This is a genomic window from Streptomyces fulvoviolaceus (assembly GCF_000718165.1).
In the GTDB taxonomy this organism is placed as follows: domain Bacteria; phylum Actinomycetota; class Actinomycetes; order Streptomycetales; family Streptomycetaceae; genus Streptomyces; species Streptomyces fulvoviolaceus.
Genome location: NZ_JOEY01000018.1, coordinates 86,768 through 103,173, shown reverse-complemented (window position 1 = coordinate 103,173; position 16,406 = coordinate 86,768). Strand labels below are relative to the sequence as shown.

At 73.2% G+C, this 16,406-nt stretch carries 6 protein-coding genes; 2 read left to right on the top strand and 4 right to left on the bottom strand.

What is annotated here, in order from left to right; translation table 11 throughout:
- Positions 1-2 precede the first annotated feature (2 nt).
- On the bottom strand, positions 3-8,009 hold the full coding sequence (locus tag IG08_RS61430) for a non-ribosomal peptide synthetase (protein WP_234342925.1): 8,007 nt from the start codon (positions 8,007-8,009) through the stop codon (positions 3-5).
- Positions 8,006-9,304, bottom strand: a complete 1,299-nt coding sequence (locus IG08_RS0120655; RefSeq protein ID WP_030604379.1) for a cysteate synthase — start codon at positions 9,302-9,304, stop codon at positions 8,006-8,008. The genes IG08_RS61430 and IG08_RS0120655 overlap by 4 nt, the downstream gene beginning before the upstream one ends.
- 251 nt (positions 9,305-9,555) lie before the next feature.
- Between IG08_RS0120655 and IG08_RS0120650 the strand changes: the two genes are divergently transcribed.
- Together IG08_RS0120650 and IG08_RS0120645 are read left to right on the top strand one after the other, a co-directional pair.
- Positions 9,556-10,686: a thiamine pyrophosphate-dependent dehydrogenase E1 component subunit alpha gene (locus tag IG08_RS0120650; protein WP_030604372.1), complete on the top strand. Its 1,131-nt coding sequence runs from the start codon at positions 9,556-9,558 to the stop codon at positions 10,684-10,686.
- A gap of 1 nt (position 10,687) precedes the next feature.
- Entirely contained in the window at positions 10,688-12,739 is a 2,052-nt protein-coding gene (locus IG08_RS0120645; RefSeq protein ID WP_030604370.1) for a 2-oxo acid dehydrogenase subunit E2, read from the top strand.
- A 6-nt stretch (positions 12,740-12,745) separates the two neighbouring features.
- Here IG08_RS0120645 and helR read toward each other — a convergent pair whose 3' ends face one another.
- Positions 12,746-14,944: an RNA polymerase recycling motor ATPase HelR gene (helR, locus tag IG08_RS0120640; RefSeq protein ID WP_030604368.1), complete on the bottom strand. Its 2,199-nt coding sequence runs from the start codon at positions 14,942-14,944 to the stop codon at positions 12,746-12,748.
- Positions 14,945-15,065: 121 nt separating this feature from the next.
- Positions 15,066-16,235 carry a glycosyltransferase gene (locus tag IG08_RS0120635; RefSeq protein ID WP_234342923.1) on the bottom strand — a complete coding sequence of 390 codons (1,170 nt, stop codon included), beginning with the start codon at positions 16,233-16,235 and terminating at the stop codon, positions 15,066-15,068.
- Between the last annotated feature and the right edge of the window lie 171 nt (positions 16,236-16,406).

Sequence of the window (16,406 nt, the reverse complement as noted above, 5' to 3'; positions counted from 1 at the left end):
GGTTACCTCCACTCATTGCCGAACTCGGCTTCGAGTTCGTCGATCTCTGCTTGGGACAGGGACACCAGGGGCAGGTCGGACGGGGTGTGTCCGCCCGCCGCGCCGGTGCCTTCGGCCTGCGCGGTCAGCTCCTCGAACCACAGGTCCGCGAGCGCGCGTATGTCGTCCTCGGCCCAGATGCCGGGGACCCAGGACCAGGTGGTCTCCAGCCGGCCGTCCGGGCCGGCCACGGCGGTGATCTCCAGGCCGTGGGCCACGGGCATGGCCGGGTCGTGGACGGCGCCGAGGTTGCGCAGTGGTTCCGGTGCGGGCGACCAGTCGGCATCGGACGAACGGGCCGCCCGGCCCAGGTAGTTGAAGCCGACCTCCGGCACCGGGAGTTCGGCGAGGAGCGGACCGGCCTCCGGGTCGAGGTGGCGGAGCAGGCCGTGTCCGATGCCGTGGTCGGGGACGGACCGCAGCTGTTCCTTGACGGTCTTCAGGACCTGTGCCGGGTCCGCGGTGTCGACCCCGGCGAGGTCGAGCCGTGCGGGGACGACACTGGTGAACCAGCCGACCGTCCGGGTCAGGTCGACGCCCGCCGCGATCTCCTCGCGACCGTGCCGCTCGATGTTCACCAGAAGAGTCGGCTGCCGCCGCCACCGGACGAACGCGGCGGCCAGCGCGGCGATCAGGACGTCGTCGGGGCCGGCATGGAAGGCGGCGGGCACGGTGGTGAGCACGTCGGTCGTGACCTCGACCGGGAGCTGCCGGGCGAGATGGCGCATCGCGCCGACGACGTCTCGCTCGGGGTCGGGCCGGCGGGTGCCCAGCAGGCGGCCCGGGTCCTTCTCCAACATCGCCCGCCACACGTCCAGTTCGGCCTGCCGTGCCGGGGTGCGGGCCTCCCGCTCCAGCAGGCGGGCCCAGTGCCGGAAGGAGGTGCCCCGTTCGGGCAGCGCCTCCTCGCGCCAGGCGGCGGCCAGGTCGGTGCACAGGATGCGCCAGGACACGCCGTCCACGGCCAGGTGATGGACCGTCAGCAGGAGCCGTCCGGCGCGGTCGGCTCCGGCGTCGCACCATACGGCGCGGAGCAACCGGCCCTCCTCCGGGCGGAGTTGTGAGGCGGACCTGTTCAGCAGGGCGGCGAAGTCGTCGGGGGTGGCCACGCACTCCAGCACCGTGGCCGCGTCGACGGACCCGGGAGGCGGCACCTCCGCCGTCCGGCCGTCGGGCGCCAGGCGCATCCGCAGGACGTCGTGATGGTCGAGCACGGCCTGGAGCGCGGCCGTCAGCCGCTTCTCGTCGGCACCCGCGGGGGTGACGAGCAGGGCGGACTGGCTGAACGCCCCGATGGGACCGCCGCGTTCGCGCAGCCGGTGCATGGCGGGGGTGAGGGGCAGGGTGCCGATCGGCGATTCCTGGGCCCGGGCGGGGGCCGGCCGGCCTTCCGCCACCGCGGCGAGCGCGGCCACCGTGCGCTGCTCGAACACGTCCCGCGGGGTCAGCCGCAGGCCCTCGGCGAGCGCGCGGCTCACCAGGTGGATGGAGGTGATGCTGTCGCCGCCCAGGTCGAAGAACCCGTCCTCGGCGCCCACTTGGTCGGCGGGGACCCCGAGGACGTCGGCGAACAGCTCCCTGAGGGTCGCCTCCTGCGGAGTACGGGGCGCCCGGCCCGTCGTCTCCCGGGCAACGGCCGGTTCGGGCAGGGCCGCTCGGTCCAGCTTGCCGTTGGGCGTCATCGGCAGGGCGTCCAGCGCCACCAGCGCCTCGGGAACCATGTGGGCGGGCAGGTGCCTGGCGGCGTGCGCGAGGAGATCGTGGCCGGTTCCGACGACGTAGGCGACGAGCCGTCGTACGCCGGCCCGGTCCTCGCGCACCACCACCGCGGCCTGGGTGACCTCGGGGTGGGCGGTGAGCACGCCCTCGATCTCGCCGGGCTCGATCCGCAGACCGCGGATCTTGAGCTGACCGTCGGCCCGCCCGCGCAGCACGAGAGTTCCGTCCGCACGCCACACCGCCAGGTCCCCGGTGCGGTACATCCGCGCACCGGGCGGCCCGAAGGGGTCGGCGACGAACCGCTCGCCGGTGAGCCCGGGGCGCCTCCAGTAGCCGCGGGCCACTTGGTCGCCGCCGACGTACAACTCGCCCTCGACACCGGCCGGTACGGGGTTCAGGCGCGCGTCGAGCACGTATGCCCGGGTGTTCCACATGGGGCGGCCGATGGGGACCGGGCCGGTCGGCAGGTCCTCGCCGGGTTCGATGCGGTGGTCGGTGCAGCCGACGGTGAGTTCGGTCGGGCCGTAGTGGTTGACCAGGCGCACGCCGGGGTGGTCGCGGCGCCAGGCACGCAGGGCCTCACCGACCAGTGCCTCACCGCCCAGCATGAACTCCTCGGCGGGCGACAGGTCGTGGGGCAGGGCCGGCAGCAGGGGTAGGTGGCTGGGGGTCGCCTTGAGGAAGGTGTAGCCGCCGGGCAGCGGCTCGGCACCCGCCTCGTGGAAGGCGGCGATGTGGACCCGGCCGCCGACGGCCAGCGCACCGTGCAGGGTGGTCACGGTGGCGTCGAAGGACATCGTCGCGTGCAGCAGCGAGGTGCCGCGCAGGCTCGGATACGCCTCGACACAACGGGCGACGTAGGTGGTGAGGTTGCGGTGCTCGACGACGACGCCCTTGGGGCGGCCGGTGGTGCCGGAGGTGTAGATCAGGTAGGCGGGGTCGGCGGGACGGGCTTCGGGGAGAGGTGCGTCCGGATCGACCGGGGTCGCGTCGGGACTCACGACAAGGCAGTCGACGGGGAGGGGCTCCCGGGTGATCAGGCACACGGGCTCCGCGTCGGCGAGCAGATGGGCGGTGCGCTCGGCCGGGTGCTCCGGGTCGAGCGGCACGTAGGCGGCGCCCGCCTTGAGTACGGCGAGCACGGCGACCGCGATGTCGACCGACCGGGGCAGCGAGAACGCGACGAACCGGCCCGGACCGGCGCCGTACGAGGTGAGAGCGCGAGCCAACCGAGCGCTTCTTTCGTCGAGTTGACAGTACGTCAGCACAGAGTCGGCGTTCGACACCGCGACCGCGTCCGGGGTCTCCACGGCACGCTGCTCGAACATCCGCGGGAAGGTGGTGTCCGGGACGTCCCGCGCGGTGTCGTTGAACTCGACCAGCAGGCGGTGGCGTTCGTCGGAGGTGAGGATGTCGAGTGCGCCGACCGCCTTGTCGGGGTCGTCGACCGCGGCGCGCAGCAGGAGTTCCAGACGGGCGGCCAAGTCCTCGGCCGTGCGGCGGTCGAAGAGGTCGGCGCTGTACTGGAGGATGCCCTCGATGCCGTCCGGGGAGCCGTCGGGGGCCCGCAGTTCGCCCAGGTTGAAGGTCAGGTCGACCTTGGTGGCTCCGGTCTCCACGGGCAGCGCGCGGGCGTGCAGTCCGGGGAAGTCGAGGCGGGGTCCGGCGCTCGGACGGAAGGCGAGCATCACCTGGAAGAGCGGGTGCCGGGCGAGTGAGCGGGGCGGGTTGAGGGCGTCCACGAGATGCTCGAAGGGCAGGTCCTGGTGGGCGTAGGCCGCGAGGTCGGTCTCCCGGACCCGGTCCAGCAGTTCCCGGAAGGTCGGGTCGCCCGAGGTGTCGGTGCGCAGCACGAGGGTGTTGAGGAAGCAGCCGACGAGATCGTCCAGCGCCTCGTCGGCGCGGCCCGCGACCGGCGTGCCGAGGGGGATGTCGGTCCCCGCACCCAGCCGGGTGAGCAGGGCGGCGAGCCCCGCCTGCACGGCCATGAAGACCGTCGTTCCCGACTCGCCGGCCAGCGCGCGCAGCCGCCGGTGCAGGTCCGCGTCCAGCCGGACGGGGATGTCACCGCCGGTGTGCGTGGCGCGGGGCGGGCGCGGCCGGTCGGCGGGGAGCGGGAGTTCGTCGGGGAGCCCGGCGAGCGTCTCGAGCCAGTGCTCGAGGTGACGGTCGTGGTCACTCACCTCGTCCTGCCAGACGCAGTAGTCGGCGTATTGGAGGGGCAGCGGCGCCCAGTCCGGCTCCCGCTCCTCCAGCCGGGCGCGGTAGGCGGTCGCCAGGTCGCGGACGAGGGGGTCCAGGGACCAACCGTCCGCGGCGATGTGGTGCAGGGTGAGGAGGAGGACGTGGTCCTCGGGGCCGAGGGCGAGGAGGTGTGCGCGGAAGGGGACCTCGTCGACGAGCCGGAAGCCCTCCCCCGCCAACTGCGCCATGCACCCCGGGAGTTCGGACTCGTCCAGGACGTCGACGACGTGCAGTTCCGGCCGCCACGTGCCCAGCAGCCGCTGGCGGGGCAGGCCGTCGGCGTCCGGGTACACCGTGCGCAGGATCTCGTGCCGGTCGACGATGTCGGCGAGGGCCGCGCGCAGGGCACCGGCGTCGAGGTGGCCGCCGGTCAGCCGTACGGCGAGGGGAATGACGTACGCCGCACTCGGGCCCTCCAACCGGTCCAGGAACCACAGCCGCCGCTGGGCGGACGACAGCGGGACCTCGCCCGGGACGGTGCGCGGGACCGGCCGCTGGGCGGACCGTGCGGCCGTCCCGGCGCCGGCCAGTCGGGCGAGCCCGGCCGGAGTGGGCGCCCCGAACACGTCCCGCAGGGTCAGTTCGACGCCGAGGGCGGTGCGGATCCGGCCCAGCAGACGCAGGGCGAGCAGGGAGTGACCACCGAGGGCGAAGAAGCCGTCGTGGGGGCCGACGTCGGGGAGACCGAGGACGTCCGCGAACAGGGCGCACAGGACTTCTTCGTGCGGAGTGCGGGGGGCCTCGTGGGCGGGCGCGGTGTCGGTCGACGGGGCCGGCAGCGCGGCCCGGTCGAGCTTGCCGTTGGGGGTCAGCGGCAGCCGGTCCAGGAGGACCACGGCCGAGGGCACCATGAAGTCGGGCAGATGGCGGGCCAGATGGTCGCGCAGGGCGGCGTCGGAGGTGAGCCCGACGGACGTGACGGGCGAGGCCTCCAGGGACGACGCGGCGCCCTCGGCGGGCACGAGCGCCGCGGAGTCGGCAGGCAGGGCCGCCGGGATCGACCCGGCACCCACCGCCCCAGGGCCCTCCGAAGCCGACGCGGCACGCTCGGCGTGCGGCTCCTCGGCGACCGGTGCGCGACCCTCGGCACGCGGGGCCCGCACGGTCGACGCCACGCCCTCGGCACACGAGCCCCCCACCGTCGACGCCACGCCCCCGGCACGCAGGCCCCCAACGCTCGACACCACACCCTCGGCACGCGAGTCCCCCACCGTCGACGCCACGCCCCCGGCACGCTGACCCTCCACGCTCGACACCACGCCCCCGGCACGCGGAGCCTCCAGGGACGCCCCGGAATGCTCGGCGCGCCCCGCCTCCGGCACCGCACCCCCGGCACGGACCGCGTACGCGACCAGCCGTCGGTCGCCGGGCCGGTCCTCGCGGACGACCGCCACCGCCTGGGCGACCTCCGGGTGGGCGGCGAGGGCCGTCTCGATCTCGCCCGGTTCGATGCGGAAGCCGCGGAGCTTGACCTGGCCGTCAGCGCGGCCGTGGTACTCCAGTTCGCCGTCCGGTGTCACGCGGGCCTGGTCGCCGGTGCGGTACATGCGGGCGCCGGGCGGGCCGTACGGGTCGGCGGTGAACCGCTCGGCGGTCGCGCCCGATCGGCCCAGGTAGCCGCGGGCCACACCGGGACCGGCGACGTAGAGTTCCCCCACGGTGCCCGGCGGGACGGGCTGGAGGGCGCCGTCGAGGACGTGGGCGCGCATGCCGTCCAGGGGGCGGCCGATGGGCAGCGGGTCGGGCACGGGGGTGCCGGGCGGACACGGGCGCGAGGTGGCGAAGGTGGTCGTCTCGGTGGGGCCGTAGCCGTCGGTGACGGTCAGGCCGGGACAGGCCGCCAGCACCCGCCGTACGGCTTCGGCCGGCACCGCTTCCCCGCCGGTCCACACCTGGCGCAGCCCCCCGAAGCAGCCCGGGTCCTCCTCCGCGGCCAGCCGGAAGAGGCCGGCGGTGAGCCACAGCGCCGTCAGTCCGTGCCGGGCCGTCAGACGTGCGACGGCGGCGGCGTCCACGTCCTCTCGCGGCCCGGCGACCACGGCGGTGCCGCCGTTCAGCAGCGGCACCCACATCTCGTACGTGGAGGCGTCGAACGCGGTCGGCGAGTGGACGAGCACACGCGCGTGCGCGCCGTCGCCGAACGCCGAGTCGGCGGCCAGGGCGGTGACGTCCCGGTGGGTGACGGCGACGCCCTTGGGTGTGCCCGTGGAGCCCGAGGTGAAGCTGACGTAGGCGAGTTGGTCCGGATGCAGGGACACGGCGGGGTCCGTGTCCGGTTCGTCGGCGAGCGTCGGATCGTCGACGACGACCGGGAGGATCCCGTCGTACGCCTCGGCGGGCGCGGTGTCCGTCAGCAGGACCGTCGCGCCGGTCTCGGCCAGGATCCGCCGGGTGCGGGCGGTGGGTGCGCGGAGGTCGAGGCCGACGTAGGCGCCGCCCGCCTTGAGGACGGCGAGCAGTGCGGTGAGGAGTCCGTCGGAGCGGTCCATGAGGATCGCGACGCGATCCTCGGGTCGGACGCCGAGGGCGATCAGTCGGTGCGCGAGGCGGTTGGCGCGGGCGTTCAACTGCCCGTAGGTGGTGAGCCGTTCGCCTTGGACAACCGCAGTGGCGTCCGGGTCGGCCGCGGCGCACGCCGCAGGTATGGTCGCCTCTCCCCCGCGTGCGTCCGCGCCGGCGATCCGCACCCGTTCCTCGGGCGGCGCGAGCTCGATCCGGCCTACCGGCACATCGGAACCGGCCGCGGCGGCGAAGTGGTCCAGGAAGCGGACGAAACGCCGGTGGTGGGCGGTGAGTTCGGCGTCCGAGTAGTGGGCGGGACTCGCGTCGAGGTCGACGCGGATGCCGTGCGCGTCCGCCCGGTCGTACACGTTGACGGCGAGGTCCTCGACGGGCCCCGTGGACAGGTTGTGGCGGGTGGTCGGATGCCCCGCGAACCTCAACTCCGGTCCGAACGCCATGATGTTGACGACGGGCCCGAAGAAGCGCCGCCCGTCCTGCGGCCAGTCCAGCTCCCGGCACAGGTCCTCGCCGCGGTGCCGCTGGTGCGTCAGCAGGTCCCGGGTGGCGGCCGCGGCCTGGCGTACGAGGTCACCGGCGGCGGTGTCGGGCCGTACGGACAGTCGCAGGGGAAGCACGTTGGACGCCATGCCCGGGGTGGCGAGTTCGGTGTCGTTCTCGCGGGCGGTGACGGCGAGGCCGAGGACGATGTCCCGGGCTCCGGTGAGTCGGTGCAGATAGGCGGTGGTCGCCGCGAGGACGACACGCGACCAGCGGGTGCCGGCGCGTTCGGCGGCCGCGTGCACCAAGTCCCCCGCGGGAGACGGAAGATGACCGGTACGACGGAGGAAGCGCCCGGCGACCTGCGGCGGGCGGGCGGACAGGCTCACCGGGTCGGGGCGGTCGGCGAGGGCGCGCGTCCAGAACTCCCGGTCCGCAGCGTGCCGTTCGCCGGCCCGGTGGGCCTCGTCCGCGGCGACCATCGGGGCGAGGGGCGCCGACGGCGGAGTGTGCGGCGTACCCGCGAGGAGGGCGGTGTAGGCGGCGGCGACCCGGCTCGCGACGAGGGAGCAGCTGTAGCCGTCGACGGCGATGTGGTGGTAGCGCTGATACCAGATCCAGTGGGTGTCGGCAAGCTTCAGCAGCGCGTACCGGAAGAGCGGGGACCGGTCGAGGTCGAAGGGCGTGGCGAAGTCGGCGGCCATCCAGGCCTCGGCGGCCGATCGGGGGTCGGATTCGCCCGTGAGGTCGACGACGGGCAGGTCCCAGGCCGGGTCGGCGTCCACGAGTTGGCGTACGGCGTCGTCGTCTGCCGTGAACCGGACCCGCAGCGTCTCGGTGGCGTCGACCACCTGCCGTATCGCCGCCCGGAAGTCGCCGGGGCGGACGGGGCCGTGGATCTCGGTGTACTCGCCCACGTTGTAGGCGGGCCCGGCGGGGTCGAGTCGCTGCCCGAACCACATCGAGCGCTGGGCGGCGGACAGGTCCAGAACCCGGGGGTCGGTCATCGGGCGGCCTCCGCGACGGCGGCGAAGCCGGTCAGCTGCCGTGCCACCTGCTCGGCGACGGCTCGCGGCCCCTCGTCCCGGCCGGGCCAGGGCACGCGCAGCCAGGGTTCGGCGGGGACGAGTGCCAGGTCGCGGGCCTGGCGGGCGCGGCCGCCGCCGGTGATGTTGAGGAGGACCAGTTCGTCGCGGCGGACCTGCCCCGCTCGTACCGCGTCGGCCAGGGCCGCCAGGGCGACTCCGGCGCCCGGTTCGATGTCGATGCCCTCGATCTCCTCGAAGAGGGCCATGGCGGCGAGGGCGACATCGTTGTCCGTGCACAGGACGTCGCCGCCGCTCTCGGTGAGCACGTCGCGGACTCCGCCGCGGACGGTGAACGGCGGCCGCCGGTTGGTGAGTTCACGGGCCAGCGGCTCGTGCTCGCGGTCGGCGGGCGCCGTGCCGGTACATCGCCAGGCTTCGTACAGGGGCGCGAAGGGCGCGTTCTGACACATCAGCAGGCGGGGCAGCGCCTCGCCGTCCGCGCGCAGGCGGCGGGCCGCCTCGTGGGCGCCGATGGCTCCCGTGCCACTGCCGACGGCCTGCACATAGGTGTCGGGCAGCCGGCCGAGGGAGTCGGCGGCGGCCAGCATGACGGTGCCCAGGCCGTCCCGGCGGCCGACGTTGCGTGAGCCGCCCTCGGCGTGGTGGCCGGGGAGCTGGGCCAGGAGGTCGGCGCAGGCGATGGCGTCGCTGTAGGTGGCGGTGCCGTCGAGGACGACGAGCCGTACGCAGGGGTCGAGCGGGGCGGGGAAGCGCATGCGTTCCATGGCCGGGGCGGGCACGACGAGGAGGCAGGGCACTTGGTGCCGGGTGGCGGCCCAGGCGAAGGCGGCGGCGGTGTTGCCCGCCGAGGGGATCACGAGCACGGGCGGCTCGGCGGGCAGCCGGCCCAGGACCGTGTACGCCTCCAGGTCCTTGAACGTGCAGGTCGGCAGGTTCGCCCCACGCTCCGGCCAGTACCCGCTGAAGGCGACCCACAGCCGGTCGAGGCCGATGCGGCGGCCGAGCCGTTCGGCGGGTTGGACGACCGGGCCGGGCACACCGGGAAAGGTGCGCGCCACCGGCAGCATCGGGGCATGCCGGAACAGGCCGGCGCTTTCCCCGTGACGGGTTCCGCTTCTGCCGTACTCGGTGTACAGAAATGCCGCTTCGTGCCGACGGGAGCAGTCGAGGAGGAGGCCGTCGTCCTCGTAACGGGTTCCGCATGAGGAACAGACGAGCGTGTAGTGCCGTGTTCCCGGGCGTACTCCGGACATCTTCGCTTGCCTTCCGCAGTGCCGCGTTTCGCTGATCAATTGGAACCGGTGTCAGGGAAAGAGCGGGTGGCCTGCGAATTATCGTTTGTCGACGCCGAGTTGACACACAGGAAGCGCTTACCGCGAACCGGTCGGCGACCTGCGGACTGTTCAGTTCCGCTTCATCTCCCCTTAGCCGCAAGGCGGTTGAGAAAGCGCTGGCTACAGAGATCATCCGAGGCGCACAGCCATGACGAAAGGGTGGCGAAAACATGGTTGATACGCCGACGCATAAGACGACGGAGAAATGGGTAGACGCATCGACCTGGCTCCCGTCCCATGTTCCGGTTTCCCTTCTGTCAACGAATGGCAATACAGCGGAATTCGACGCGACGGAGGGTCGGAAGTACCCCGAGCCACCACCCGAGTCGCTGCTGACGGCATATCGGAAGATGGTCGTCGGGCGCCGCTTCGACGAGCAGGCGACGGCGCTCGCCCGGCAGGGCAGGCTCGCGGTCCACCCCTCCAGCCTCGGCCAGGAGGCCTGCCAGGTGGGCGCCTCGCTCGCCCTGCGCGACACGGACTGGCTGTTCCCCACCTACCGCGACTGCGTCGCGCTGGTCAGCCGCGGCATCGACCCCGTCGAGGCGCTGACGCTGCTGCGCGGCGACGGCCACTGCGGCTACGACCCGGGGCGGCACCGCACGGCACCGCAGTGCACCCCGCTGGCCACCCACGCCGCCCACGCCGTCGGCCTGGCCCACGGGGAGCGGCTGGGGGGCGCGGACACCGTCGCCCTCGCGCTCGTGGGCGACGGCGCCACCAGCGAGGGCGACTTCCACGAAGCCCTCAATCTGGCGGGCGTGTTGAAGGCTCCGGTGGTGTTCCTGGTGCAGAACAACGGGTACGCCATCTCGGTCCCGCTGTCCGAGCAGTGCGCGGCACCGAGCCTGGCGTACAAGGGAGTCGGCTACGGCGTCCGCTCGGAGCAGGTGGACGGCAACGACGCCGCGGCCGTACTCGCCGTACTGACAACGGCTGTTGAGGATGCCAGGGCGGGCGGCGGACCGTGGCTGGTCGAGGCCCACACCTACCGGATGGGCCCGCACACCAGCGCCGACGACCCGTCCCGGTACCGCGCCGCCGCCGAGGCCGACCACTGGCGGGGCCGCGACCCGATCGCCCGGTTGGAGTCCGCACTGCGCGGGCGCGGCCTGCTGACGGACGAGGACGTGAAGACGACCGCGGCCGAGGCGGAGGCATACGCCGCCGACGTCCGCGAACGGCTCTCACTGGACCCGGAGTTGGATCCGGCGGCGCTCTTCGACCATGTCTTCGCCTCACCCACCCCACAACTGACGGACCAACAGGCCCAACTGCACACCGAGTTGGAGGGACGCTGAGATGACCGCAGTCGACACGGCCATGGCCCAGGCGCTCAACACAGCCCTGCGGGACGCGCTGGGCGCGGACGAACGCGTCGTCGTCTTCGGCGAGGACGTCGGCCGCCTCGGCGGCGTCTTCCGGGTCACCGACGGGCTGACCGAGGCCTTCGGCGACCGGCGATGTTTCGACACACCGGTCAGCGAGGCCGGTATCGCGGGGCTCGCGGTCGGTATGGCGATGACCGGGTGGCGGCCGGTGGTGGAGATGCAGTTCGACGCGTTCGCCTACCCGGCGTTCGAGCAGATCGCCTCCCACATGGCCAAGATGCGCAACCGCACCCGCGGCGCCCTGCCCCTGCCGCTGGTCGTCCGGATCCCGTACGGCGGCGGCATCGGCGGCGTCGAGCACCACAGCGACTCCAGCGAGGCGTACTACGCGCACACCGCGGGCCTGAAGGTCGTGACCCCGGCGACGGCGGCGGACGCCTACTCCCTGCTGCGCGAGGCGATCGACGACCCGGACCCGGTGGTCTTCCTGGAGCCCAAGCGCCACTACTGGACCAAGGAGCCACTCGAACTCCCGGTCCGCACCGAGCCGTTCGGCACCGCGGCGATCCGCCGCACCGGGAGCGACGCCACGCTGGTGGCCTACGGCCCCTCGGTCGCCGTAGCGCTGGAAGCGGCCGACCGGGCCGCGGCCGAGGGGCTGGACGTGGAGGTGCTGGACCTGCGCACCCTCGTCCCGCTCGACGACCGCACGCTGACCGCGTCCGTGCGGCGGACCGGGCGATGCCTGGTGGTGCACGAGGCCCAGGGCTTCGCCGGGGTCGGCGCCGAGATCGCGGCCCGCGTGCAGGAGCGGTGCTTCGACGCGCTGCGCGCACCGGTGCTGCGGGTCACGGGCTTCGACGTTCCTTATCCGCCGCCGCTCCTTGAGCACGCCCATCTCCCGGGTGCCGAGCGGGTGTTGGACGGTCTGCGCCGACTGCTGCCCGCCGACGACGTACGGCGGACACGGCGGGACGCGCCGTCCCGCACCGGGACCACCGCGCCCGGCCGTACGTTCCACCTGCCCGATCTGGGAGAAGGGCTGGCCGAGGCCGAGCTGCTGGAGTGGCAGGTCGCCGTGGGCGACCCCGTCACGCACGACCAGGTCGTCGCCGAGGTCGAGACGGCCAAGTCCGTGGTCACGCTGCCGAGCCCGTTCGCCGGGACCGTCACGGCCCTGCACTGCCGGGCCGGTGAAGTCGTCCGGGTGGGGGCGCCGCTGTTCACCGTGGCGGAGGGCACGGCGGACTCCGGCTCGGGCGCCGTCCTGACCGGGTACGGGACGTCCGGAGGGCCGGGGCGTCGGCCGTCGGGGCGGGGCGTGGCTGTGGCCGGCGCGGGTTCCGCTGCCGATGACACCGGCCCGGCCCGCGAAGTGCCACCCGCCACTCGCACTCCCCTGGGCCCCGCCGCCGAGAAGTTCGTCCGCGGCCACCGCGACACACCCGCCGTGACGATCTGGGCGGACGCCGACGCCACTGCCCTGCTCGCCGCCCGTACCACCCACGGAACGGGTCCGACGCCGCTGCTCGCCCGGGCGTGCCTCGCTGCGCTCGCCGCATACCCGCAGCTCAATGCACGCGTCGACGGCGACCGCCAGGAGATCGTCCGGCTGCCCCAGGTGCACCTCGGCTTCGCCGCGCAGACCGACCATGGCCTCGTCGTACCCGTCGTACGGAACGCCGACGGCCTCGCCCTCCACGACCTCGCGGCCGAACTGCGCCGGCTCACCGCACTCGCCCGCAGCGGAGCCCTCCCGACGGAGCACCACACCGGCGGGACCTTCACCCTCAACAACTACGGCGTCTTCGACGTCGACGGCGCCACGCCGATCCTCAACCACCCGCAGGCGGCGATGCTCGGCGTGGGCCGCGTCATCGACCGCCCCTGGGTGCGGGACGGCCGCATCGAGGTACGCAAGGTCGTCCACGTCTCACTGACCTTCGACCACCGCGTCTGTGACGGCGGCACGGCGGCCGGTTTCCTGCGCCATGTCGTCGACGGCATCACGGGATGCCGGTGACCCCCTTCAGGAGCTCGTGAGGACGACGAGTTGCCGGGTCGCCCGGGTCATCGCGACATACCGGTCGACCGCCCCTTCGATGCCCTCGCCGAACTCCTCCGGGTCGACGAGCACGACCAGGTCGAACTCGAGCCCCTTCGACAGCTCCGGGGTCAGCAAGCGGACGCGGGGCGTCGCCCTGAACGTCCCCTCCCCGATGTCACCGGTGCCGATGACACAGGCGACCCCCTCGGCATGTGCGGCGAGCCAGGTGTCGAGGATCGAGCTCAGTTCCGAAACGGAGCCGTGGACGACGGGGACGTCACCCCTGCGGATGGAGGTCGGCACGTTGGCGTCCGGGAGCACGGCCCGGATGACCGGCTCGGCCTCCGCCATGATCTCTTCCGGCGTCCGGTAGTTGACGCTGAGGGAGGACAGGTTGATCCGGTCGAACCCGATCCGTTCGAGCCGTTCCTGCCACGACTCGGTGAACCCGTGCCTGGCCTGGGCGCGGTCCCCGACGATGGTGAAGCTCCGGGACGGGCACCGCAGCAGCAGCATCTGCCACTCCGCGTCGGTCAGTTCCTGGGCCTCGTCCACGACGATGTGCGCGAACGGGCCGGCGAGGACGTCCGGTTCGAGGGTGGCCAGTTCGGACTCGTTGACCAGGCTGACCTGGGCGTCCTCACCGCGCAGCATCGTCACGAGGCCTTCGCCGTCGTCACCGTCGGCGCCGGAGTTGGCGGTGGCCTCGACCAGGTTGTCGACGACCTGCGCCATGCGCTCGCGCTGGGTGGCGAGGATGGCCGTGTTCCGACGCTTGCGCCGAGCCGCCTCGGGGTCGCCGATCCGCTGCCGTGCCGCGTCCAGGAACGGCAGGTCGGACACCGTCCAGGCCTGGGGTTCCGCGCGCTGCAGCCGCTGCACGTCGTCGCGGCCGAGCCAGGGAGCGCACATCCGCAGATAGGCGGGCACCGACCACAGGTCTGAGACGACGTCGGCTGCTTCGAGCAGCGGCCACGCCCGGTTGAAGGTCGTGATCAGCTCCCGGTTCTGCCGCAGCGACTTGCGGAGCAGCTGGGGCGAGACCTCCTCGCCGTCCTGATCGCCCTCGTGCTTGTCGACCAGAATCGTGAGCAGTTCCTCCAGGACCTGCTCGCGCGCCTCGTTGTGCGGGGTGCCGGGTTCCGCCGCCCCGAACGCCACGGCCCAGTCGCCGGCGGTCAGCTCGATGTCGGACCAGTGGGTCGTGACCGTCATCCCCTTGGCGGGCGGCTCCTCGTAGAACCTGACGGCCTTCTCTATCGCGTTCACCAGGTCCGCGGACGACTTCAGACGCGCCACCTCCGGGTCGGCCTCGACCGCCGCCGCGGCTCCTTCGGCGACGAGGTCCCGCAGGATGCAGGTCTGCACGCCCTCCTCGCCGAGGCTGGGGAGGACGTCGGCGACGTAGCCCAGGTAGGGCCGGCTCGGACCGACGAACAGGACGCCGCCCCGGCGGTGACCGAGACGGGGGTCGGAGTAGAGGAGGTAGGCGGAGCGGTGCAGGGCGACGACGGTCTTGCCCGTGCCGGGACCGCCGTCGACGACGAGGGCGCCGCGGGATCCCGCGCGGATGATCGCGTCCTGGTCGGCCTGGATGGTGCCGAGGACGTCCCGCATCCGTTCCGACCTGTTGCTGCCCAGGCTGGCGATGAAGGCGGACTGGTCGTCGAGCGCGGCGTGCCCGGCGAACCCGTCCGAGGTGAACACCTCGTCCCAGTAGTCGCCGATCCGGCCGCGGGTCCAGCGATACCTGCGGCGGCTCGCCAGACCCATCGGGTTGCCGTGGGTGGCTCCGAAGAACGGCTCGGCCGCCGGGGAGCGCCAGTCGATCAGCAGCCGACGACCCGTGCTGTCCGTCAGGCCGAGCCGCCCCACGTACACGGGCTCGGGGCTGTCCGTGCCGACCATGTGTCCGAGGCACAGGTCCAGGCCGAAGCGACGCAGTGCGCGCAGGCGGCCGGTCAGCCGGTGGATCTCCGTGTCCCGGTCCATCGCCTGCCTGCCCATGCCGCCGGGCGCCCTGCGCTCGGCGTCGAGGTGGTCGGACACCTCGGCGATCGTCTGCTCGAGGCACTCCGCGATGGCCGCGAAGTGCTGCTCGTCGCCGGCGATCAGCGTCGGGTCGGCCTTGGCGGAGAGGCGGTCGGGAAGGTCGAACGCGCTGGTGGTCAAGGGATTCAATGCATCAGCTCCGATATGAGGTCGTTTGCGACCATTTCCTGCGGCTAGGGCGTTCGGACTGGCGGTGTTCCGGGTTCCGGCCCGCCGGTTCCGCGCGAGTTCACGCGGGCACTGGCGGCCTTTACCGGCTGAGCTCGTCGAGCAGCAGCTGGGCGGCCACCGTCGCCCCGTCGGTGCGGATCGTGGCGGCCACGGCCCTCGCTCGGGCGCTGGTCTCGGGGGTCAGGGCCACCTTGAGCGCGGTCGACAGGGACTCGAAGGTCGGAGTCGGACCGTCGTGTGCCACGCCGATGCCCAGCTCAGCCACTCGGTCCGCCCAGTATGGCTGGTCCACGAGCTGGGGTACGACCACCTGAGGCGCCCCCGCCCCGGCAGCCGTCGTCGTCGTGCCCGCGCCGCCGTGGTGCACGACGGCGGCCACCCGGCCGAACAGTGCCTGCTGGTTGACCTCGCCGACGACGAAGCAGTCGTCCTGGTCGTCGGTGAGGCCCAGGTCGGCCCAGCCGCGCCCGACGACCACGCGGCGACCCTGCGCGCGCACCGCGTCGACGGCCACCTGGGCGACGTCCGTCGACCCGTGCATGGGCATGCTGCCGAAGCCCACGTACACCGGCGGTTCACCGGCCTCCAGGAACGCCACCAGCTCGTCCGCGAGCGGACGCTCGTCCGGCAGGATCCACGCGCCGGTCTGTACGACGTCGAGGTCCGCCGGCTCCTGCCACGGCCCCAGGACCGGGTCCGCCGCCAGCCAAGGCCGGTCGGTGAAGACGTGGCCGCGGATGTCGTCCACCGTCGGCTGTCCGATCCGCATCCGGTGGGCGTTGATCCCCGGGCCGTACAGGGCGTTGAAGCTGTGGGCGTTCAGCTCCCACAGCTCCCGGTTGTCGGTCGTGCCCGGTGGGAGCGGATGGAGCGGCAGCGGGTGCGGCGCGTGGTGCGGCGACGGCAGCATGGTCGGGAAGTAGGTCACGTACACGAAGTGGACACCCAGCTCCTCGGCGACCGACCGCGCCCCGGCCACGGCCGGGACCAGGCCGGTCGCCACCACCGCGTCACAGCCCTCGGCCGCCGCGGCGACCGCCTCGTACTGCGCGGCGACCATCGCGGCCGCACGCTGGGGCAGACCCTCCGCCGTCGGCGCCGCCCCCGTCACCAGCGTGCGCACCGGCTCGGCGGCCGGCACCAGCTCCACACCGACACGGGCCAGCAGCTTCGCGAACTCCTCGTCCGACGGCGCACACACCCGCACCTCCGCACCGAGGGCCCTCAACCGCACCGCGAGTCCCGCCATCGGCTGGACATCCCCGCGCGACCCATACGTCGACAACAAAACACGCACTTCGCGACTCCCCGTTTCCGCAGATTCCGGCCTAGGCCGGAGATTCTGCGGCACGGTGGGGGCCTTGCCGCAAGCCCCCCGGTGAGCTATAAGTTAAGAGTGGCAAGGAGCGGAGACGCGCCT